Origin of the sequence: Amycolatopsis sp. NPDC098790, from assembly GCF_044759945.1 — a bacterium.
Classification (GTDB): domain Bacteria; phylum Actinomycetota; class Actinomycetes; order Mycobacteriales; family Pseudonocardiaceae; genus Amycolatopsis.
Window position 1 is genome coordinate 413,943 of sequence record NZ_JBIWAI010000005.1, and the last position, 20,517, is coordinate 434,459.

Consider the following 20,517-nt stretch of genomic DNA (forward strand, 5'->3'; position numbering starts at 1 on the left):
CAAGTTCCGGAGGACGGGGGAACACCGATGCCCGGCAAGACCAAGGCGCGCGGCAACGGCATGAGCGCGATCGGGGCCGACGAACTCGGCTCCGCCGCCCAGCGCGACCGCCGTCGCCGGATCATCGACGCCACCCTCGCCCTGGCCTCGAAGGGCGGCTACGACGCCGTCCAGATGCGCGCCGTCGCCGAGAAGGCCGACGTCGCGCTCGGCACGCTCTACCGGTACTTCCCGTCGAAGATCCACCTGCTCGTCTCCGGCCTCGCCCGCGAGTTCGAGCGCGCGCAGGAGAAGCTGGAGCGGCAGGCGATCCCCGGCGAGACGCCGGCCGAGCGGCTGATGTTCGTGCTCGGCCGCAACACCCGGCTGATGCAGCGCGACCCGCACCTGACCGAGGCGATGGTGCGGGCGTTCATGTTCGCCGACACCTCCGCCGCGGCCGAGGTCGAGCAGGTCGGGCGGCTGATGGAGAACATGTTCGCCCAGGCCATGGGCATCTCCGAGCCGACCGAGGCCGATCGCGACATCTTCCACGTCGTCGCGGACGTCTGGATGGCGAACCTGGTGGCCTGGGTGACGCGCCGCGCGTCGGCCGCCGACGTCGCCAACCGCCTCGAACTGTCGGTGCACCTCCTCCTGGACAAGTGATCCCGACCGCGGCGGTCGCCGAAGCGCACCGCCGGCTGCACCACGCGCTGGACGGCCTGACCGACGAGCAGGTCCGCGCGCCGTCCCCGCTGCCCGGCTGGACGCGCGGGCACGTGCTCGCCCACGTCACCGACGCCGGCCGCGCGCTCGCGGACCTGGTCGAGAAGGCCCTGCTCGGCGTGCTCGTCCCGCTCTACGACCCGAAGACGCACGACCGCGACGGCATCATCGAAGCGACCGCGGGCCGGACCGCCGACGAGCACCGGCGTGCCCTGCTCCGGCACTCCGTCCGCCTCGAAGACGCCTGGGCGCGCGTCACGGACTGGGACCAGCACGTCGACTACCGCGACGGCAAGCTGTCCAGCACCGTCTTCGCGCGCTGGCGCGAGGTCTGGATCCACGCCGTGGACCTCGACGCCGGCATCGGCGTCGCCGACTGGCCCGAAGACTTCTGCGAGCACGCCCTCGACTTCCTCGCCGACCGGCTGCCGGCCGGCGTGGCGGTCCGCGCCGGCGACCACCGCTGGGGATCCGGCGACGCCGAGGTCACGGGGTCCGTGCGCGACCTCGCGGCCTGGCTGTCCGGGCGGGCCGACGGCACGGGACTGGCCGGCGACCGGCCCGGACTGGGCCCCTGGCCGGTCAGCGGTGCGCGGAAGCCACCTTCGCCAGCTCGTCGAGGGCCTTGAGCGTCTCCGCTTCCGGGAGCGTGTCCAGCAGGAACGTGTAGCGCTCGACGCCGGCCTCGCGGAAGCCGTCGATCACCTTCGGCGTCGTCGGGCCGCCGAACACCGCGAACTCGACGTCGTCGCGGCCCTGGTCGGCCAGCCAGCTCCGGACGCGCTGCGCCTCCTGGTACTTCGTGAAGCCGCGGAGCAGCCAGCCGTCGCCGTACTTGGCGAGCCGGTTCAGCGCCGCTTCGCTCTCGCCGCCGATGTAGATCGGCACGTGCGGCTTCCGCACCGGCTTCGGCCAGCTGAAGAGCGGGTCGAGGTCGATGTGCTCGCCGTGGAACTCGGCCTCGTCCTTCGTCCAGATCTCCTTGAGCGCGGCCAGCTGCTCGTCCATCAGGGCACCGCGGGTCTTCGGGTCGGTGCCGTGGTTGCGCATCTCCTCGCGGTTCCAGCCGACGCCGACGCCGAACAGCACGCGGCCGTCCGAGACGAGGTCCAGGGACGCGACCTCCTTGGCGGTGTGGATCAGGTCGCGCTGCGGCAGCAACGCGATCCCGGTGCCGAGCAGCAGCTCCGACGTCGCCACGGCCGCCGCGCTCAGCGCCACGAACGGGTCGAGCGTGCGGTAGTACACGCGCGGCAGGTCGCCCCCGCCGGGGTAGGGGCTTTCCCGACTGGCGGGGATGTGCGAGTGCTCGGCCAGGAACAGCGAGTCGAAGCCGCGTTCCTCCAGGGCCGCGCCCAGCACGTCCGGCCGGATGCCTTCGTCGGTCACGAACGTCGAGATCCCGAATTTCATACTCAACGACTACCACCGGGTTGACAGGGGGTGCACGATGGAGTGATCTCATCACACGTTGAATAAGGGGGCAGTCATGGACGTGCAGGACGTCGACTTCGAAGAGCTGTACCAGGGCGCCACCCCGATGGGCCGCAAGATGCCGTGGGACCTCGGCGCGCCGCAGCCCGCGGTCGTCGCGCTGGCCGACGCCGGCGAGTTCACCGGTGACGTGCTCGACATCGGGTGCGGCCTCGGCGACAACTCGGCGTTCCTCGCCTCGCGCGGCCTGCGGGTCACCGGGCTGGACGGCGCGCCGTCCGCGGTCGACCAGGCCCGGACCCGCGCGCCAGGCGTCACCTTCGCCGTCGCCGACGCGACCACGCTCGAAGGTTACGAAGAGCGGTTCGACACGGTCCTCGACAGCGCGCTGTACCACTGCCTGTCCGAGGAAGCACGGCACCAGTACCTCGCCGCGCTGACCCGCGCGACGCGGCCCGGCGCGACGTTGCACCTCTTCGCCTTCTCGCCGGAGATCCCGGACGGCTTCCCGGCGCCGTACCGGATCACCGAAGCCAACCTGCGGGAGACGGTCGGTCGCGACTGGACGATCGAGCGCCTCGAGCCGACCCTGTACACGACGTCGATGACGCCGGAGGAGCTGCGGCACAGCGTCCGGACGATCCTGGACCAGGACCCGGCCGAGCTGGCCGGCCTGAACGGCCTGGACACCGACGGCGACGGCCGGGTGCTGGTGCCGGTCTGGCAGCTGAAGGCGGTCCGGCAAACGAGTTGACCGGCGACGGCCGGGTTGTCCACAGTGATCACCCGTGGACACCCCGGCCGAGTACCCGTGCCCGTGCTGCGGGCACCGTACGCTCGAGAGACCTCCCGGCAGCTACGACATCTGCCCGGTGTGTTTCTGGGAGGACGACGACCTCCAGCTGCGGTGGCCCGACATGCCCGGCGGGGCGAACTCCCCTTCGCTGATCGATTCCCAGCTCGCCCACGCCGAGCTGGGCGCGATGGAGTACCGCTTCACCGGCATCGTCCGCATGCCCGCTCCGGACGAACCACTCGACGGCGGCTGGCGGCCCATCGACCTCGCCGTCGACGACTTCGAGCCCGTGGGCACCCACCAGGCACCGTGGCCGGCCGACCTCACGGCGCTCTACTGGTGGCGGCCGACCTTCTGGCGTCGCAGCTAGACGTTGCGCCGGTACTGGCCGCCGACCTCGAAAAACGCCTCCGTGATCTGACCGAGCGTGCACACCCGCGCGGCGTCCATCAGCACCTCGAACAGGTTGCCGCCGCGGGTGGCCGCCTCGCGCAACGCCTTCAGCGCCTGCTGGGCCTCCTCGTGGTGGCGGTGCTGGAAGTCCGCGAGGCGGTCCAGCTGGGACTTCTTCTCGTCCTCGGTCGCGCGGGCCAGCTCGACCTCGACCTCGTCCTCCCCCGCACGCGGGTTGCGGAACGTGTTGACGCCGATGATCGGCAGCGAGCCGTCGTGCTTCTTGCGCTCGTACAGGATCGACTCGTCCTGGATCTTGCCGCGCTGGTAACCCGTTTCCATCGCGCCGAGCACGCCACCGCGCTCGGAGATCCGGTCGAACTCCAGCAACACGGCCTCTTCGACCAGGTCGGTCAGCTCGTCGATGACGAACGAGCCCTGCAGCGGGTTCTCGTTCTTCGACAGGCCCCACTCCTTGTTGATGATCATCTGGATGGCCATCGCGCGGCGCACCGACGACTCCGACGGCGTCGTGATCGCCTCGTCGAACGCGTTGGTGTGCAAGGAGTTCGCGTTGTCGTACAGCGCGCACAGCGCCTGCAGCGTCGTGCGGATGTCGTTGAAGCTCATCTCCTGCGCGTGCAGCGACCGCCCGGACGTCTGCACGTGGTACTTGAGCTTCTGCGACCGCTCGTTCGCGCCGTAGCGCTCGCGCATGGCCACCGCCCAGATCCGCCGCGCCACCCGGCCGAGCACCGAGTACTCCGCGTCCATGCCGTTGGAGAAGAAGAACGACAGGTTCGGCGCGAAGTCGTCGATGTCCATGCCGCGCGCGAGGTACGACTCGACGTAGGTGAAGCCGTTCGACAGCGTGAAGGCCAGCTGCGAGATCGGGTTCGCCCCGGCTTCGGCGATGTGGTAGCCCGAAATGGACACCGAGTAGAAGTTGCGGACACCGCGGGAGATGAACCACTCCTGGATGTCGGCCATCATCCGGAGGCTGAACTCGGTGGAGAAGATGCAGGTGTTCTGGCCCTGGTCCTCCTTGAGGATGTCGGCCTGCACCGTGCCGCGCACGTTCTTCAAAGCCCATTCGCGCAGCTCGGCGGCCTCGGCGTCGGACGGCTCGCGGCCGTGCTCCGCCTTGAACTCGTCGAGCTTCTGGTCGATCGCGGTGTTGAGGAAGAAGGCCAGGATCGTCGGCGCCGGGCCGTTGATCGTCATCGACACCGAGGTGTTCGGCGCGGTCAGGTCGAAGCCGTCGTAGAGGACCTTCATGTCCTCGAGCGACGCGATCGAGACGCCCGACGTGCCGACCTTGCCGTAGATGTCCGGGCGCGTGTCGGGGTCGTGGCCGTAGAGGGTCACGGAGTCGAACGCCGTCGACAGCCGCTTCGCCTCGGAGTCGGCCGAGAGCAGCTTGAACCGGCGGTTGGTGCGGAAGGCGTCCCCCTCGCCGGCGAACATCCGGGCCGGGTCTTCGCCCTCGCGCTTGAACGGGAAAACCCCGGCGGTGTACGGGAAGTAGCCCGGCAGGTTCTCACGGCGCAGGAACGACAGCAGCTCGCCGGACTCGGCGTACCGCGGCAGCGCCACGCGCGGGATCCGGTTGCCGGACAGCGTGTCGCGCCACAGCTGCGTGCGCAGCTCCTTGTCGCGGATCTTGACGACCAGCTCGTCCTGGCGGTATTCCTCGGCCAGCTCGCGGAACCGCGCGAGGAGCTTTGTCGACTCGCCGTCCACATCGGACTCCGCGGCGGCGAGCAGCCCGTCCAGCGCGTCCGTCGACGCGTCCACGTTGGACAGTTCGGTTTTCGCCAGCGCCAGTGCTTCGCGCTTGCGGACCGCGGCGACCTGCGCCTCGGTCTTCGCGTGGTACCCGCGCACGGTCTCGGAGATTTCGGCCAGGTAGCGGGCCCGGTTGCCCGGGATGACCGTCGACGCGTCGGTCGACACCTTGCCCTCGACCCGCGGCAGCGTGCCGGCCGAGACGGTCAGCCCGCGCTCGGCGAGCAGGCCGCGCAGGTGCTGGTACAGCGCGGTGACGCCGTCGTCGTTGAACTTCGCCGCGCTCGTGCCGTACACCGGCATGTCCTCCGGCCCCGAGGAGAAGGCCTCGCGGTTGCGCACCAGCTGGCGCGCGACGTCGCGGCGGGCGTCCTCGGCGCCGCGGCGCTCGAACTTGTTGATCGCGACGACGTCGGCGAAGTCGAGCATGTCGATCTTCTCCAGCTGCGACGCGGCGCCGAACTCCGGCGTCATCACGTACAGCGACTCGTCCACGAAGTCGACGATGCCGGCGTCGCCCTGGCCGATGCCCGGCGTCTCGACGATCACCAGGTCGAAGCCGGCCGCCTTGCAGGCCAGGATGGACTCGCTCAGCCCGGCCGGGATCTCGCCGGACGTCGTCCGGGTGGCCAGCGAGCGGAAGTACACCGGCGAGCCGTCGAGGCAGTTCATCCGGATGCGGTCGCCGAGCAGCGCGCCGCCGCCCTTGCGCCGCGACGGGTCGACGGCGAGCACCGCGATCCGCAGCTTGTCCTCCTGGTCGAGGCGGAAGCGGCGGATCAGCTCGTCGGTGAGCGACGACTTGCCCGAGCCGCCGGTGCCGGTGATGCCCAGCACCGGTACCTCGCGCTTGCCCGCGGCCACGGTGATGCCGCTCAGCAGGTCACCGGGCAGCCGCTCGGCCTGCAGCTGCGTGATGACGCGGGACAGCGAGGCGACGTCGCCGGAGAGCACCTTGTCCAGCGCGGGGGCCTCGGCCGCGAGGTCGGTGTCGCAGGCCTTGATCATCAGGTTGATCATGCCCGGCAGGCCCATCTCGTAGCCGTCCTCGGGCGAGAAGATGCGGGCGACGCCGCGCGAGTGCAGCAGCTCGATCTCCTCGCGCACGATCACCCCGCCCCCGCCTCCGAAGACCTTGATGTGACCGGCACCGCGCTCGCGCAGCAGCTCCACCAGGTAGGAGAAGTACTCGACGTGCCCGCCCTGGTAGGCAGAGATGGCGACACCCTGGACGTCCTCGGCGACGGCCGCGGTGGCGACCTCGTCGACCGACCGGTTGTGGCCGAGGTGGACGACCTCCGCGCCCTGCGACTGCAGGATCCGCCGCATGATGTTGATCGACGCGTCGTGACCGTCGAAGAGGCTCGACGCCGTCACGAACCGGACGGGGTGCACGGGGCGGTACAGCTCGCTGCTCATCCCCCCAAAATACTTTGACTTCCTACTATTGGAAACCCGAGGACCCGTGACGCGGATCTCAGGGCTCACCAGGAGAACTTGACAGACCCCTGTTCGGCGCTATGTTTAACGAGTCCGTTAATTAACAAGGTGCTGAAATGACGACTGACCAGCTGAGCCGCACGTTCTCCGCCCTGGCCGACCCGACCCGGCGCGCCATCCTCGCCCGGCTTTCGGCGGGCGAAGCGACGGTGAACGAGCTCGCCGAACCGTTCACGATGAGCCTGCCCGCCGTCTCGCGGCACCTGAAGGTGCTCGAACAGGCCGGGCTGATCACCCGCGGCCGCACCCGCCAGTGGCGGCCCTGCCGGCTGGAGGCGAAACCCCTGGAAGACGTCGCCGACTGGGTCGCGACCTACCGGCAGTTCTGGGAGGGCGGCTTCGACCGCCTCGAGGACCACCTGAGGAGGCTGACCGGCGATGCCTGACCTGACCATCACGCGCGTCTTCGACGCCCCGCGTGAACTCGTCTACGCGGCGTGGACCGAACCGGACCACGTGGCGAGCTGGTTCGGTCCGGAGGGCTTCACCTGCTCCGCCGTGACCGTCGACCCGCGCCCCGGTGGCCGCTGGCGGGCCTGCATCCACTCCCCCGAGGGCGAGGACCACTGGATGCACGGCGTCTACCGCGAGGTCGACGTCCCCGAACGGCTCGTGTTCACCTTCGCCTGGGAAGCCCAGGAGCTGGAGACGCTCGTGACGATCGGCTTCGCCGACCTCGGGGGCAAGACCGAGATGACCTTCACCCAGACCGGCTTCCCGACCGCCGCCGAGCGCGACGGCCACGAGGAGGGCTGGAACTCCAGCTTCGAGGACCTGACCGGCTTCATCCGAGGAAAGGACGACCGATGACCGCCACCCTGCCCGAGATCGTCTCGCCGGAGGACTGGCAGGCCGCGCGCGACGCGCTGCTGGCCAAGGAGAAGGAGCACATGAAGGCGGCCGACCGGCTCGCCGCCGAGCGCCGCCGGCTGCCGATGGTCCGGTTCGACGCGAAATACCAGTTCGAGAGCGTGGACGGTCCGGTCGGCCTGCTCGACCTGTTCGACGGCCGCCGCCAGCTGATCGTCTACCACTTCATGCTGCACCCCGGCGACGAGGCGGGCTGCCCCGGCTGCTCCCTGCTCGTCGACAACATGCCGCACCTGGCCCACCTGCACGCCCGCGACGTCACGCTGAAGATCGTCGCGCCGGCGACGCTGCCGGAGATCGAGCGGTACCGGACGCGGATGGGCTGGGACGTGCCGTGGGTGTCCGCGCACGGCACCGGCTTCACCGAGGACTGCGGCGTCGGGATGGGCTTCGGCGTCAGCGTGTTCCTGCGCGAGGGCGACAACGTCTACCGGACGTACTTCACGTCCGGCCGGGGCGGCGAGATGTTCCTGGCCTCGCACCGCTACCTCGACATCACGCCGCTGGGGCGGCAGGAGGCGTGGGAAGAGGACAGCCATGGCGAGGACGCGCCGAGCTCGTGGTGGCGCCGCCACGACGAATACTGACGGCGGCCGCGCGCACGACTGACACGCGCACGTCACCGCGCGCGTGGGCCGCGCCGGGCCCGGGGGCTTCCCCGGGCCCCGACGGCGTCAGCGGGACTTCGCCGCCCGGAGCGCGATCCACTGGCGCATCGCGTACTCGACCAGCGTGATCAGCGTCTGCTTCGTCGACTCGCGGTCCCGGGCGTCGCAGCGGACGATCGGGATGTTCGGGTCGATCGACAGGGCCTCGCGCACGTCGTTGATGTCGTGCTCCAGCACGCCGTCGAACGTGTTGACGCCGACGATGTACGGCAGGCCGCGGTCCTCGAAGAAGTCGATCGGGGCGAACGAGTCGGCCAGCCGGCGCGTGTCGGCCAGCACCACCGCGCCGATCGCGCCGCGGACCAGGTCGTCCCACATGAACCAGAACCGCTGCTGCCCGGGCGTGCCGAACAGGTAGAGGATCAGGTCCGCGTCCAGCGACACCCGGCCGAAGTCCATCGCCACGGTGGTCGTCGACTTGCTCGGGGTGTGGTCGAGGTTGTCGACGCCGACGCTGGCGTCGGTCATCATCGCCTCGGTGGTGAGCGGCACGATTTCCGACACCGACCCGACGAAGGTCGTCTTCCCCGCACCGAAGCCGCCCGCCACCACGATCTTGGCGGATGTCATGGTCGGGGGCGCGGTGTCCCGCGGTGCCTTAAAGCCGACGGAGTCCACTCAAAACCCTTTCCATCAACACCAGATGTGCCTCGGCGCCGTCATTGCCCGTTATCGTCTTGTGCACCGTGACCAGCCCCGCGTCGGCCGCGTCGCTGATCAGCACCCGGGCCACCCCCAGCGGCACCCGCAGGGCCGACACGATCTCGGCGACCGAACGGGGGGTCCGGCACTCTTCCATGATCGAGATGCACTCGATCTGCTCCGCGGCCACCTCGGGGAAGCCACCGGTGGCAGCGTAGTCCTTCGCGGAGATCAGTGTCTCCAGCTCCAGGGCGTAGTTCGCCCGGGTGCGGCCGCCGGTCAAAGCGTAGGGCCGGACGATCGCCGTCAGGTCCTCGGGCGCCGGTGGCTGTTCGAACACCGCGGGCATGACGAACTCGCCGCTGGGCGGGCCGGGGTCGAACAGCCCACCCGGCCTGGGACTGTCCCCGTCGGTACTGCCGGGGGGCGAGACTAAAGAGGTCACACGATCTCCTTGGTCGGCCGACGGCGCGGGCGCCGGCGGTTCCGCGGCCGCGTGCGCACCGGCGGCCGGGGGTGGCGGGGACTCCTTGCTCTTCTTGCGCTTCCGGCGGGCACGGCCGGAATCCAGGGTGAACCCGTTGAGGACGTCGGCGAACGTGCCGTCGTCCCCTCGCCCGGCGGGGTGCTGCCCCCCGGGTGGTTCGCCAGTGAATCCGGACCCCGTGCTCATCGCGCCATCATCCCACCGGTTCGCCGATCAGCGACCCCCCGGAGCCCTGAAGCTGGGCGCGCAGCTCCGGGGTGAGGATCTGACCGACGCGGTCGACGAGCATGGTCATCTCGTAGGCGACCTGCCCGATGTCGCAGTTGGGGGCGGCGAGCACGGCGAGGCAGGAACCGTCGCTGATCGACATCAGCACCATGATGCCCAGCTCCATCTCGACGACGGTCTCGTTGACCGCGCCCGCCTCGAAGCACCGGGCCGCGCCCTGGGTGAGGCTGACCAGGCCGGAGGCGACCGCGGCGAGCTGGTCGGCCCGGTCGAGCGGGAGCCGGTTCGACGCGGTCAGCAGCAGGCCGTCCGCCGAGACGACCACGGCGTGCGCCACGCCGGGCACGCGCTCCGCGAAGTCGTTCACCAGCCAGCCGAACTGGTTCTGCGTCGGCTGCGCACTACTCGGCGAGGTCATTCACCCTCCAGTGTCTCGTGGTTCGTCTCGGTCGCCCGAGCGGTGCGGTGGCGCCCGCGCTCGATGCCCTGCTGGAAGCTGCGCAGGCGGCCGCGCACGTCGTGTGCGTCCCGTTGTGGTCGGGGGGCCGTGGCCCCGGTGGGCGGTCCGGCGCTGCCCGGGAGCAGCTGCTCCCCGCGACGGCGCCGGGGCAATCCTGCCGAAGTGAAGGTGGCGGGTGCCGACTGGGACACCGCTTGCACCGCCCGCCAGCCGTCATCGGTCCCGAAGTTCCACTCGGTGGTGGTCTCTTCGCGCCGCGGGGCGGGGGTTTCGGGGGTCGGCCCGGAGCCGCGTCGGGAGGGGAGGGCCGACGGGGGTGCGGCGGGGCGGGCCGCGGTCTCCGGGGCGGGCGGTTGGCCCGGTTCCTGGAAGGCCGGCGGCTGCGCTTCCTGGAAGGCCGCGGGCTGGTCGCCAGGCGCCGCTTCCTGGAAAGCCGTGGGCTGATCGGCCTGCTCAGCGGGCGCCGGGCGCAGGGCCGGCTCCTGGAAGGCTGTCGGCTGGTCCGCCTGCTCGACGGGCGCCGACCGCGGAACCGCCTCCTGGAAGACCGTGGGCTGATCGGCCTGCTCGACGGATGCCGACCGCGGAACCGCCTCCTGGAAGACCGTGGGCTGGTCCGCCTGCTCGCTGGGCGCGGGCCGCGAGGCCGCCTCCTGGAAGGCCGTCGGCTGGTCCGCCTGCTCGACGGGCGCCGACCGCGGAACCGCCTCCTGGAAGGCCGTGGGCTGGTCGGCGGGCGTCCGGCGAGCGGGGCGCGGCTGCCGGCTCGGCAGCCGGCCGCCTTCCTGCTCACCGGAAGTCGCTTCGCCGGCCTCCGGCGAAGCCGGAGCCGGGCGGTCGCTCGGCTGGTTCAGGGCATTCGGCTGCGCGGAGGCGCCCTGCTGTCCCCGCTGCGGCAGCGCGTTCGGCGCGGCCGACGGCCGGCCCGGCAGCGCGCCCGGCCGGAGGCCCTGCGCGAACGACTGCTGAGCCGCAGTCCCGGCGGCCTGCGCCGAAGCACCGGGCTGGGCCGCAGTACCGGGCTGCGCCGCCCCACCAGCCTGTGCCGGAGCACCACCAGCCGGCGCCGCAGTCCCGGCGGCCTGCGCCGGAGCACCAGCCTGAGCGGCAGCCTCGGTCTGAGCCGCGGTCCCGGCCTGCGCCGGAGCACCGGCCTGAGCGGCGGTCCCGGCCTGAGCGGCAGCTCCGGTCTGAGCCGGAGCGCCGGCCTGGGCCGCAGTACCGGGCTGCGCCGCACCACCAGCCGGCGCCGCAGTCCCGGCGGCCTGCGCCGGAGCGCCAGCCTGCGCCGCACCACCAGCCTGTGCCGGAGCACCACCAGCCGGAGCGCCCGCCGCACCACCAGCCGGGGCCGCGGTCGTACCTGCCTGCCCGGCCGCCTGCGCCGCCTGGCGGGCCTGCTGCCGCCCCCTCGTCACGCCCTGTTGGAAGCTGCTCAACCGCCCCCGCACGTCCGCCGGGTCGCGGACCGGGAGGTCCGACCTCGCCGGGGCCGGGGCCGGTATCGGCGGGGTCGGCGTTGCGCTGCCCGGGAGCAGCTGCTCGCCGCGCCTGCGGCGGGGCAGGCCCTTCTCCGTGAACGCCGTCGGTTCCGACTTCGTGACCGCCTGGACCGTGCGGAAGTTCTCGTCGCTGGCGAAGTCCCAGCTGCGCACCTCTTCCTCGACGGCGGCGGCGACGGCGGGCTCCGGCTCCTCCGGCACGGCGGCCGCCGGCTTGTCCTCGCGGAACCACGCCGACAGCATCTCGTCGAAGATCGGCGTCGTCTCCGACGGGTCCGGAGCCCTTGTAGGAGCCGGCTCCGGCTTCGCGGTCGCCTGGCGCCACCAGTCGCTCAGCGTCGTTTCGTTGGCGGAGAACAGGTCCTTGCCCGACGGCAGGTCGCCCGCCCGCGGCGGGTCCGGCACCGGCAGCACGGCGGGCAGCGTCGGACGCGGCGGCGGGACGTCGTCGTCCTTCGGCAGCGGGGCGAACAGCGCCGTCCCGGAAATCTCCAGGTCCGACGGCGGGCGCTCGGTGGGTCCGTGGCCGTTCGTCAGCCCGGCGAGGTCGCTCGCCGACGGCCAGCGCTCCTCCCCCGTCGCCGGCTGCTGCGGGACCACCGGCCGCGGCCGGGAGTGGCCGTTGGTCTGGCGGCGCGGCAGCTGGTTGCCCGCCGCGGGGCTCGCCGGGTGCTTCTGCAGGGAGCCGATCGGACCGGTCATCGGGCCGTCGGTCACCGGCATCACCAGGTCCGGCGGCACGACGACCGTCGCGCGGACGCCGACGATGTCCTTGCCGCCGTGCAGCGACACCCCGATCCGGTGCCTGCTGGCCAGCCGGCCGACGACGAACAGGCCCATCCGGCGCGAGGTGGCCAGGTCGACCGACCCGGCCTCGGTCAGCCGGGTGTTCGCCTCGGCGACCTCGGCCTCGTTCATGCCGATGCCCTTGTCGAGGATGTCGACGTTGAGCGAACCGTCCTCGCCCAGCCGCGAAGCGACCGTCACCGACGTCTCCGGCGCGGAGAACGCCGTCGCGTTGTCCAGCAGCTCGGCGACCAGGCGCATCAGGTCGCTCGCGGCGTACCCGACGATCCGGGCCGGGGGCGGCGGCTGCACCTGGACCCGCTGGTACTGCTCGATTTCCGAGACCGCCGCGCGGAGCATGTCGGTGGTGCCGACCGGCTTGCCGGACCGGCGCCCGGGCTCGGCGCCCGACAGCACCATCAGGTTCTCGTTGTTGCGCCGCATCCGGGTGGCGAGGTGGTCGAGCTGGAACAGCGTCGCGAGCTGGTCGGCGTCCTCCTCGTCGCGCTCCAGCTGCTCGATCAGCTGCAGCTGCCGCTGCACGAGGCTCTGGCTGCGCCGCGACAGGTTGACGAACACGCTGCCGAAGCCGGTGCGCATCGCGGCCTGCTCGGTCGCCAGCCGCAGCGCCTGGTGGTGCACCTTGTCGAACGCGCGCGCCACCTCGCCGACCTCGTCGTCGGTCCGCACCGGCACCGGCACGATGTCCGTGCCCTGCGCGCGGCCCTCCTGGATGTTGCGGACCGCTTCGGGCAGCGCGGTCTCGGCGACGTCGAGAGCGCTGCGCCGCAACGCCTTCAGCGAACGCAGCAGCTGGCGGGTGATGAGGAAGACGACCGCGACGGCGAGCACCATGGCGGCGAACAGCAGCACCGCGAGCAGGCCCGCGCCGCTGCTGGCGTCGTCGACCAGCTGCGCCGACGTGGCCGCGGCCGACGCGCCGAGCCGGTCGGCGACCTGGCCGATCTCCCGCCGCATCCCGGTGGACGCGGCGTCCCAGTCGGCGGCCGACAGCGCGCGGAAGGCGTCGTCGACCGCGTTGGGCTGCGCGTTCAGCACGGACTCGACCATCCGGGCCCGGCTCTGCGCCTGCTTGCCTTCGGCGATGGCCGCGAAGTCGCGCTGCAGCGTGTCGCCCGCCGCGGACCGGAAATCGACGAGCCGGTCGGCGAGCCGCAGCTCGGCGGCGCGCAGCGTGGCCAGCTCGCTCGGCGTCAGCGCGGCGCGCGCGATGCCGTAGGAGACCATCGCCTGGCTGAGCGACACCTGCTCGCCCGCGACGAGCAGCTCGTGCAGCCCGGCGGGCGTGCCGCCGAGGGTGCCGTCGCCCTCGCCCGCGGTGGCCGCGGTGTCGAGGCTGATCAGCGACCCGGTGATCCCGGAGTAAGCGGTGACGGCCTGCGCCGGGTCGAGCTGGCCGCCGTCGACCTGGCGGCGGAGGAAGCCGAGGTTGTTGACCTGCGCGGTGGCCGCGCCGGCGGCACCGGCCACGCCGGGCTCGGCGTCGGCCGCGCGGGCCTGCGCCGCGGTGAACGGCCCGGCCGCGGTGTCGGTGGCCTTGCGGGCCGCCGCCAGCTCGGGCGTGCCGCCGACGGTGCCCTCGGTCAGCATCGCCGCGGTGACCGTGCGCTCCTGCTGCAGCGCGCCGGTGAGCGCGCGCGTCTGGCCGCCGAGCGCGACGAGCCGGTCGAGCCGCTGGTACTCGTCCGAGCGGCCGACCTGGCCCGCGATCGTCGTGACGCCGAGGACCAGCGCGAGGACGATGGGGACGACGGTGACGGCCGAAAGCTTGACGGGGAGGCTCCAGTCGCGCCAGCGCACGAGGGCGCGCCACGCGTCCTTCCCCTTGGACCGCCGGGGCGCTCGGCCGAGCAGCTCCCCCACGGGCACCTGACCTTCTCCTGCAACGGTCACGTGAGTGACTCCCTGTCCGGCGTCATGGATCCGCGTCGGCGGCGCGGCGTCCCGGCTCGCGGCGGGCGTGCGGACGATCGTGCCGCCCGCGCCCTGCCGCGTCCCCGGTCCCCTCGCTCGTCCCCGGCCGCCCGGCCGCCTGCGCATGGGCACCGTCCCGAAGCTCCCGCGGTCCCGTGCAAGGGACTGTGCACGTGCACGGCGCAACTTGCGTTCTGCACGGTCGTCGAGATCAACTTTATCGGTGCCAATCGATCGCTGTGGTCAGCTGGGCCAAAGAATCGTACCCCCGATGCCCGGCCGGTCAATTTTGTTCCCCACTCGGGCGCTGACCTGCGAAAAGTGCTTTCCGGGCCGGGAACTGCCCTCGACATTCGACCTCACTGCCCCCGAAGAGGGAATTCCGGTTACCGGACGCGTCTCACCCAGGCATCCGGCCGTCACCCGATTAGCCCATGCAGGGCAGCATAGTACCTCGGACGATCTACACTCTGTACCCCCATCGGGTGGGTCAAGTCTCAAGATGTGCCCGATGTTGTGGCGTTCCGCGCCGACACACCCCGACCTGGTGATTTCTTTCGAGACCGCGCGTTGACCAGTGGATCTTCCCCGCCACGCCCACACGAGGGCGACACTCTCCGGCGCGACAACCCGCCCTTCCGCCACTCTGCGTGATCGATTTGGACGATCGTCCAGGGCGATTCCCCCGTTCGCCGCAGCGTAGGCCGGATGCGACAACGACGCGTCACAATTCTTTTCATCATGACGGGTGATCTGCCCGTGATCTTGCAGCGAACGGGTATTCGACGCATTCGACGGGAAATCGAATACCACTGCTCAGCAGTCCCGGAGATCGACCGGCCGCCTCCGGTGTCCGCCGGACGGCCTAGTTACGATGTTCGCCTCGCAGTCCGCAAGGGCGGCCCGGCACCCCGCCCGAACGGGCGTTCCCGGGGTCCGCCACCACGGAGGCACCCTGCCGGAGGCACCCATGTACGACGTCGCGCGTCCCGCGGCGGGCAACCCGATGGAGGAGACCGGCCAGATGCCGGCCCTGTTCACCGGAGACCGCCCGCCCGGCGCCCAGCACCGACGGCCCGTTCCCCCGACGGGCCCCGACTACGCCGGGATCCAGGCCAGCCCCGAGTTCGTCTCGCTGCGGCGGCGGTTCCGGGGCTTCGTCTTCCCGATGAGCTTCGCCTTCTTCGCCTGGTACATGACGTACGTGCTGCTCGCGGCGTACGCCCACGACTTCATGAGCCGCAAGGTGTTCGGCCAGGTCAACGTCGGCATCGTGCTCGGCATCGGCCAGTTCGCCAGCACCGCGCTGGTCACCTGGCTCTACCTCCGCTACGCGCGCCGCCACGTCGACCCGCGCGTCGCCGAGCTGCGGGCCCGCGCGGGCCTGCCGGAAGGGACCCGCCGATGACCGCGCTCGCCGCCGAGGGCACGCCGGCCAGCGACCCCCTCGTCAACACGGTCGTGTTCGCCCTGTTCGTGGCGATCACGCTCTACGTCGTCTACCGGGCCAGCTCCCGGAACTCCTCGACGGCCGACTACTACGCCGCCGGCAGCGCGTTCACCGGCCGCCAGAACGGCATCGCGCTGTCGGGCGACTTCCTCTCGGCGGCGTCGTTCCTCGGCATCGCCGGCGCCATCGCGATGCACGGCTACGACGGCTTCCTCTACTCGATCGGCTTCCTCGTCGCCTGGCTGGTCGACCTGCTGCTGATCGCCGAGCTGCTGCGCAACACCGGCCGGTTCACGATGGGCGACGTCCTCAGCTTCCGGATGAAGCAGCGCCCGGTCCGCGCGGCGGCGGCGACGTCGACCCTGGTCATCTCCTTCTTCTACATGCTGGCGCAGATGGCGGGCGCCGGCGGCCTGGTCGCGCTGCTGCTCAACGTCCACTCCAAGCTCGGCCAGGCGCTGGTGATCGGCGTCGTCGGCCTGGTCATGGTGCTGTACGTGCTGGTCGGCGGGATGAAGGGCACCACGTGGGTGCAGATCATCAAGGCGACCATCCTGCTGCTGTGCGGGGCGCTGCTGACGGTGTTCCTGTTCGGCAAGTTCGGCTTCTCGTTCTCCAACCTGCTCTCCTCGGCGGCGGAGAACAGCCCGCTCGGCGACAAGCTCCTCGAGCCGGGCGGCTCGTACGGCAAGAACGGCACGACCAAGCTCGACTTCGTGTCGCTCGCACTGGCGTTGGTGCTCGGCGCGGCCGCGTTGCCGCACGTGCTGATGCGCTTCTACACGGTGCCGAACTCCCGCGAGGCGCGGCGAAGCGTCGTCTGGGCGACGGCGTGCATGTTCCTCTTCTACCTGTGCACGCTGGTGATCGGCTTCGGCGCGGCGGCGCTGGTCGGCGCGGACGAGATCAAGGCCGCGCCCGGCGGGGAGAACTCGGCGGCCCCGCTGCTGGCCCTGCACGTCGGCGGGACGCTGCTGCTGGGCATCATCGCCGCCGTGGCCTTCGCGACGATCCTCGCGGTCGTCGCCGGCCTGACGATCACCGCGTCGGCGTCCTTCGCCCACGACGTCTACGCCAACATCTTCAAGCAGGGCAAGGCTGAACCGGCGGACGAGGTCCGGGTGGCGCGGCTGACCGCGATCGTGGTCGGGGTGCTGGCCATCGTCGGCGGCGTGCTGGCGAACGGCCAGAACATCGCCTTCCTGGTGGCGCTCGCGTTCGCGGTGGCGGCGTCGGCGAACCTCTCGACGCTGCTGTACTCGCTGTTCTGGAAGCGGTTCAACACCACCGGCACGCTGTGGGGCATCTACGGCGGCCTGATCGCGTGCCTGCTGCTGGTGCTGTTCTCGCCGGTCGTCTCCGGCTCGCCGGACTCGATCTTCAAGGGCATCGACTTCGCCTGGTTCCCGCTGAAGAACCCGGGCCTGGTGTCGATCCCGTTCTCGTTCCTCTGCGGGTTCGTCGGCACCCTCGTCGGCCGGCCGAAGGCGGACGCGGACAAGCACGCCGAGATGGAGGTCCGGTCCCTCACCGGGATCGGCAGCTAGTGCCCTCGGACGGCCTGCGTCACGCGCGCAGGCCGTCCAGGATCACCGTCAGCACGCGCTTGCCGTCCTCCGGGCTGCAGTTGCGCACGGCCATCCCGGCGCCGTGCGCCAGCCGGAGCACGTCGGCCCCCGCGACGTCGGGCCGGATCAGCCCCGCGGCGCCGTCGACCAGCACCCCGACCGCCTCGCGCAGCCGCACCTGGCAGTACCGGAAGGTCTCCGAACCCGCGTCGATCGACTCCTTGAGGATCGTGGCCAGCTTGTGCCGCTCCACGACCCACGCGACCTGCTCCCCCAGCCACGCCTCGAGGGCCTCCCACGGCGGCAGCTCGTCGTGCAGGACGTGCGCGCGGTCGGCGAGCACCTCGATCTCGTCCCGGTAGACCGCTTCGAACAGCTTCTCCCGCGTCGGGAAATGCCGGTACAGGGTGCCCGCGCCGACGCCCGCCTTCTTCGCAACGTCGTCGAGCGGCACGTCGGCCCCGTGCGCGGTGAAGAGGTCCTTCGCCGTCGCGACGATGCGTTCGTAGTTGCGCCGCGCGTCCGCCCGCATCGGACGCTCCGAGTCCGCACCCGGCATCCCGGCCTCCTCGCCACTCAACCGGAGAGATTCTCCGAATTCACTTGCGCATCCGGAGACACTCTCCATATTATCGGATCGCACGCAAGCGGAGAAATTCTCCGCTTCTCTCTCTTACTCCTCGGGGGAGTATCCCTTGTCCCAGCAAACGATCCACCGTGCGGTCGAGCCTGCCCCGGCCCGCCGCAGCGGGCTGGTCCTGGCCATCATCCTGACCTGCCAGCTCATGCTCATCCTCGACGCGACGGTCATGAACGTCGCGCTCCCGCGCATCCAAGCCGACCTGGGGTTCACCCCGACCGGCCTGTCCTGGGTGATGACGGCCTACAGCCTCGTCTTCGGCGGCCTGCTGCTGCTCGGCGGCCGGGCGGGCGACCTGTTCGGCAGGCGCCGGATGTTCGTCGCGGGCACCGCCCTGTTCACCCTCGCGTCCCTGGCCGGCGGCCTCGCCGACTCGGCCGCGCTGCTCATCGCCGCCCGCGTCCTGCAGGGGGTCGGCGCCGCGATGGCGGGTCCGAGCACCCTGGCGCTGGTCACGACGACGTTCACCGAAGCCAAGGCCCGCGTCCGCGCGCTGTCGCTGTTCTCGGCCATGTCCAGCGGCGGCTTCGCCATCGGCCTGATCGTCGGCGGCCTGCTCACCGAGTGGATCTCGTGGCGCGCGGCGCTGTTCATCAACGTCCCGTTCGGCCTCGCGATCGTGCTGCTCGCGCCGCGGTTCGTCCCGGAGCCCGAACGCCGGCGGGCCCACCTCGACCTGCCCGGCGCGGTCACCGGCACCCTCGGCGTCGGCTCGCTCGTGTTCGCCTTCACCCACGCCGCGTCCGGCGGCTGGGGCAACGCGGTGACACTCGGCTCGCTCGCCGGCGGCCTCGCGCTGCTGGCCGGGTTCGTCGCGATCGAGGCCCGGACGGCGATGCCGCTGGTCCCGCTGCGGCTGTTCGCCGACCGCAACCGCAGCGCCGCCTACGTCAACTTCTTCCTCGGGCCGATGGCGATGATGTCGATGTTCTTCTTCCTCACGCAGTTCATGCAGGACATCCGGCACTTCGCGGCGCTGGCCACCGGCTTCGCGTTCCTGCCGATGGCGGCGCTGATCTTCACGATGAGCCGGCTCGTGCCGCGGCTGCTCCCCCGGTACGGCCCGAAGCCCCTGTCCGTCACGGGGTCCCTGCTGATGCTCACCGGGGTTCTCTGGCTGGCGATGCTCACCACGGACAGCGGGTACTTCCCGGCGCTGCTGGGGCCGCTGCTGCTGATGGGCCTCGGCGGCGGGCTGGCGTTCGCGCCGCTGAACGTGATCGTGATGGCCACGGTGCCGGCCGAGGACGCCGGCGCCGCGGGTGGCGTGCTGCAGACGATGCAGCAGGTCGGCAGCACGCTGGGCCTCGGCGTGCTGATCACGGTGTTCGGCTCGGTGACCCGGTCGTCGAGCGCGACGGGGAACCAGCTCGTCGTCGACGGGATGACGTCGGCGTTCGCGACGGCCGCGGTGTTCGCCGCGGGCACGGTGCTGGTGGCGCTGACGTTCCGGCGGGTTACAGCTTCTGCCCGGCCTTGACCTTGTGCGTCACCCGGCGCTCGACGAGGAACGAGACGAACGGGACGCAGCCGGCGAGCAGCACCAGCACGGTGCCCTTGATCGACCAGCGGGCCTTGATCGCGAGGTCGATGGTCAGCACCAGGTAGATCATGTAGAGGACGCCGTGGATCGGCGAGTACACCGCGGACGGCGTCGGGTTGTCGAAGCCGTACCGCAGCACCATCACGAAGCACAGGCCGAGCAGGCCGACGCCGGTGACGTAGGCGGCGGTGCGGAACCGGACCAGGGGGCCGGTGAGCGGCACCGCGGTCTGCGCGGCACCTTCGGTGCTGGTGGTCATCGGGTCGTCCTCACTGTGCTGGCCTTACTCTGCGGCCTGCTGGTCGCGGGCGTTCAGCTCGCGTAGGTACCGGTTGTACGCGGCCAGCTCTTCGTCCTCGTCCGTGACCTGCGCGTCCGGGCGGGGACGGGGAGCGGGCACCTCGGCGACCGGGGCCGGCTTCGGCGTCTCGCCCGCGGTCCCGTCGGCTTCGGCCTTCAGCCGGAGCTTGCGGATCCGCCAGAACATGAAGGCGGGGAACAGCCCGAACAGCGGCCACTGCAGGACGTAGCCGAGGTTCTGGAAGGTGCCGTTCGCGGAGGTGAAGCGGTCCCACTGCCACCAGGCGAGCCCGCAGCAGACGAGCAGGCTCACCAGGCAGGTCGCGACGATCGCGATCCGCCGCCCCCAGGGGGACGCGGCCGGTGGCGGGGAAGCTGGCACGGTTCGAAAGTAGCACTGGGCGGCCGAGGGGTGGTGGCCGAGGCGCGACCGGGGTGGCCCGGCTCTCAGCCCGGATCGGCGGTGCTTTACCGCCCCTTGCCACCGCCATGACGGTTGTCCCAGTCCCCGCCGGACGGTTGTCCCCGGCCCTCGCCGGACGGTTCTCCCCCGCCCTCGCCGGACGGGTTGTGCTCAGCCCCCGCCGGAGGGGTTGTGCTTAGCCCCCGCAGGACGGTTGTCACCAGCCCCTCGCCGGTTGTGGGCAGCTCGGTCGCGGGCAGCCACTTCGTCGGGTGGCCGCCGGTAGACCGGATCGGGGTCAGCCCCCGGGGAGGGTGGGGTTCCGGCAAAGTCGCGCGTGCTCATTCCCCTCTCTGCTCAGGGCGCAGCTCGCGCTTCAAGCCGGAACGGCGCTCCTCCTCGGCAGCCCGGAGGCC

Annotated in this window: 19 protein-coding genes; 10 read left to right on the forward strand and 9 right to left on the reverse strand. The window is 71.4% G+C overall.

The window, feature by feature from the left end:
* Positions 1-27: 27 nt before the first annotated feature.
* Positions 28-648 carry a cholesterol catabolism transcriptional regulator KstR gene (gene kstR, locus ACIQWX_RS35495; RefSeq protein ID WP_091389771.1) on the forward strand — a complete coding sequence of 207 codons (621 nt, stop codon included), beginning with the start codon at positions 28-30 and terminating at the stop codon, positions 646-648.
* The gene (locus ACIQWX_RS35500; protein ID WP_400880791.1) at positions 645-1,337 is read left to right on the forward strand and encodes a maleylpyruvate isomerase family mycothiol-dependent enzyme; all 693 of its coding nucleotides are present in this window, start codon (positions 645-647) and stop codon (positions 1,335-1,337) included. Before kstR ends, ACIQWX_RS35500 begins: the two co-directional genes overlap by 4 nt.
* Here ACIQWX_RS35500 and ACIQWX_RS35505 read toward each other — a convergent pair.
* Positions 1,291-2,121 (reverse strand): LLM class F420-dependent oxidoreductase, encoded by an 831-nt coding sequence (locus tag ACIQWX_RS35505; protein ID WP_400880793.1) that lies wholly within the window; start codon positions 2,119-2,121, stop codon positions 1,291-1,293. The genes ACIQWX_RS35500 and ACIQWX_RS35505 overlap by 47 nt on opposite strands.
* Before the next feature lie 76 nt (positions 2,122-2,197).
* Between ACIQWX_RS35505 and ACIQWX_RS35510 the strand changes: the two genes are divergently transcribed.
* The gene (locus tag ACIQWX_RS35510; RefSeq protein ID WP_400880795.1) at positions 2,198-2,896 is read left to right on the forward strand and encodes a class I SAM-dependent methyltransferase; all 699 of its coding nucleotides are present in this window, start codon (positions 2,198-2,200) and stop codon (positions 2,894-2,896) included.
* A gap of 34 nt (positions 2,897-2,930) precedes the next feature.
* A complete protein-coding gene (locus ACIQWX_RS35515) occupies positions 2,931-3,308 on the forward strand; it encodes a CPCC family cysteine-rich protein (protein ID WP_400880797.1) in 378 nt (125 codons plus the stop codon).
* Here the strand turns inward: ACIQWX_RS35515 and icmF are convergent.
* Positions 3,305-6,538: a fused isobutyryl-CoA mutase/GTPase IcmF gene (icmF, locus tag ACIQWX_RS35520; protein WP_400880799.1), complete on the reverse strand. Its 3,234-nt coding sequence runs from the start codon at positions 6,536-6,538 to the stop codon at positions 3,305-3,307. The two genes, ACIQWX_RS35515 and icmF, sit on opposite strands and share 4 nt — an antisense overlap.
* 137 nt (positions 6,539-6,675) lie before the next feature.
* Between icmF and ACIQWX_RS35525 the strand changes: the two genes are divergently transcribed.
* From ACIQWX_RS35525 to ACIQWX_RS35535, 3 genes are read left to right on the forward strand one after another with little or no spacing between them, the layout of a single operon-like run.
* Positions 6,676-7,005 (forward strand): ArsR/SmtB family transcription factor, encoded by a 330-nt coding sequence (locus tag ACIQWX_RS35525; protein ID WP_400880801.1) that lies wholly within the window; start codon positions 6,676-6,678, stop codon positions 7,003-7,005.
* Positions 6,998-7,429: an SRPBCC domain-containing protein gene (locus tag ACIQWX_RS35530; RefSeq protein WP_400880803.1), complete on the forward strand. Its 432-nt coding sequence runs from the start codon at positions 6,998-7,000 to the stop codon at positions 7,427-7,429. The genes ACIQWX_RS35525 and ACIQWX_RS35530 overlap by 8 nt, the downstream gene beginning before the upstream one ends.
* Positions 7,426-8,076 carry a DUF899 domain-containing protein gene (locus ACIQWX_RS35535; protein ID WP_400880805.1) on the forward strand — a complete coding sequence of 217 codons (651 nt, stop codon included), beginning with the start codon at positions 7,426-7,428 and terminating at the stop codon, positions 8,074-8,076. The genes ACIQWX_RS35530 and ACIQWX_RS35535 overlap by 4 nt, the downstream gene beginning before the upstream one ends.
* Before the next feature lie 87 nt (positions 8,077-8,163).
* On the opposite strand, the gene ACIQWX_RS35540 is transcribed toward ACIQWX_RS35535, so the two are convergent.
* Genes ACIQWX_RS35540 through ACIQWX_RS35555 form a run of 4 tightly spaced genes read right to left on the reverse strand, consistent with a single transcriptional unit; the run spans position 8,164 to position 14,152 of the window.
* Complete coding sequence (locus tag ACIQWX_RS35540; RefSeq protein ID WP_091389756.1) at positions 8,164-8,727, reverse strand: ATP/GTP-binding protein; 564 nt, start codon at positions 8,725-8,727, stop codon at positions 8,164-8,166.
* Positions 8,728-8,755: 28 nt separating this feature from the next.
* Positions 8,756-9,472, reverse strand: a complete 717-nt coding sequence (locus ACIQWX_RS35545; protein WP_400880807.1) for a DUF742 domain-containing protein — start codon at positions 9,470-9,472, stop codon at positions 8,756-8,758.
* 7 nt (positions 9,473-9,479) lie between these two features.
* Positions 9,480-9,932: a roadblock/LC7 domain-containing protein gene (locus tag ACIQWX_RS35550; RefSeq protein WP_004561253.1), complete on the reverse strand. Its 453-nt coding sequence runs from the start codon at positions 9,930-9,932 to the stop codon at positions 9,480-9,482.
* Complete coding sequence (locus tag ACIQWX_RS35555; protein ID WP_400881447.1) at positions 9,929-14,152, reverse strand: nitrate- and nitrite sensing domain-containing protein; 4,224 nt, start codon at positions 14,150-14,152, stop codon at positions 9,929-9,931. Before ACIQWX_RS35555 ends, ACIQWX_RS35550 begins: the two co-directional genes overlap by 4 nt.
* A 1,015-nt stretch (positions 14,153-15,167) precedes the next feature.
* Here ACIQWX_RS35555 and ACIQWX_RS35560 point away from each other — a divergent pair.
* Positions 15,168-15,605 (forward strand): DUF485 domain-containing protein, encoded by a 438-nt coding sequence (locus tag ACIQWX_RS35560; RefSeq protein ID WP_400880810.1) that lies wholly within the window; start codon positions 15,168-15,170, stop codon positions 15,603-15,605.
* On the forward strand, positions 15,602-17,194 hold the full coding sequence (locus ACIQWX_RS35565) for a cation acetate symporter (RefSeq protein WP_400880812.1): 1,593 nt from the start codon (positions 15,602-15,604) through the stop codon (positions 17,192-17,194). The genes ACIQWX_RS35560 and ACIQWX_RS35565 overlap by 4 nt, the downstream gene beginning before the upstream one ends.
* Positions 17,195-17,213: 19 nt before the next feature.
* On the opposite strand, the gene ACIQWX_RS35570 is transcribed toward ACIQWX_RS35565, so the two are convergent.
* Positions 17,214-17,774 carry a TetR/AcrR family transcriptional regulator gene (locus ACIQWX_RS35570; protein ID WP_400880814.1) on the reverse strand — a complete coding sequence of 187 codons (561 nt, stop codon included), beginning with the start codon at positions 17,772-17,774 and terminating at the stop codon, positions 17,214-17,216.
* A 136-nt stretch (positions 17,775-17,910) separates the two neighbouring features.
* On the opposite strand from ACIQWX_RS35570, the gene ACIQWX_RS35575 reads away from it, so the two are divergent.
* Entirely contained in the window at positions 17,911-19,335 is a 1,425-nt protein-coding gene (locus tag ACIQWX_RS35575) for an MFS transporter (protein WP_400880815.1), read from the forward strand.
* Here ACIQWX_RS35575 and ACIQWX_RS35580 read toward each other — a convergent pair.
* Both ACIQWX_RS35580 and ACIQWX_RS35585 read right to left on the reverse strand, forming a co-directional pair.
* Entirely contained in the window at positions 19,313-19,657 is a 345-nt protein-coding gene (locus ACIQWX_RS35580; protein ID WP_284741204.1) for a DUF3817 domain-containing protein, read from the reverse strand. The genes ACIQWX_RS35575 and ACIQWX_RS35580 overlap by 23 nt on opposite strands.
* 24 nt (positions 19,658-19,681) lie before the next feature.
* Positions 19,682-20,080, reverse strand: a complete 399-nt coding sequence (locus ACIQWX_RS35585; RefSeq protein ID WP_400880817.1) for a hypothetical protein — start codon at positions 20,078-20,080, stop codon at positions 19,682-19,684.
* Positions 20,081-20,517: the final 437 nt, after the last annotated feature.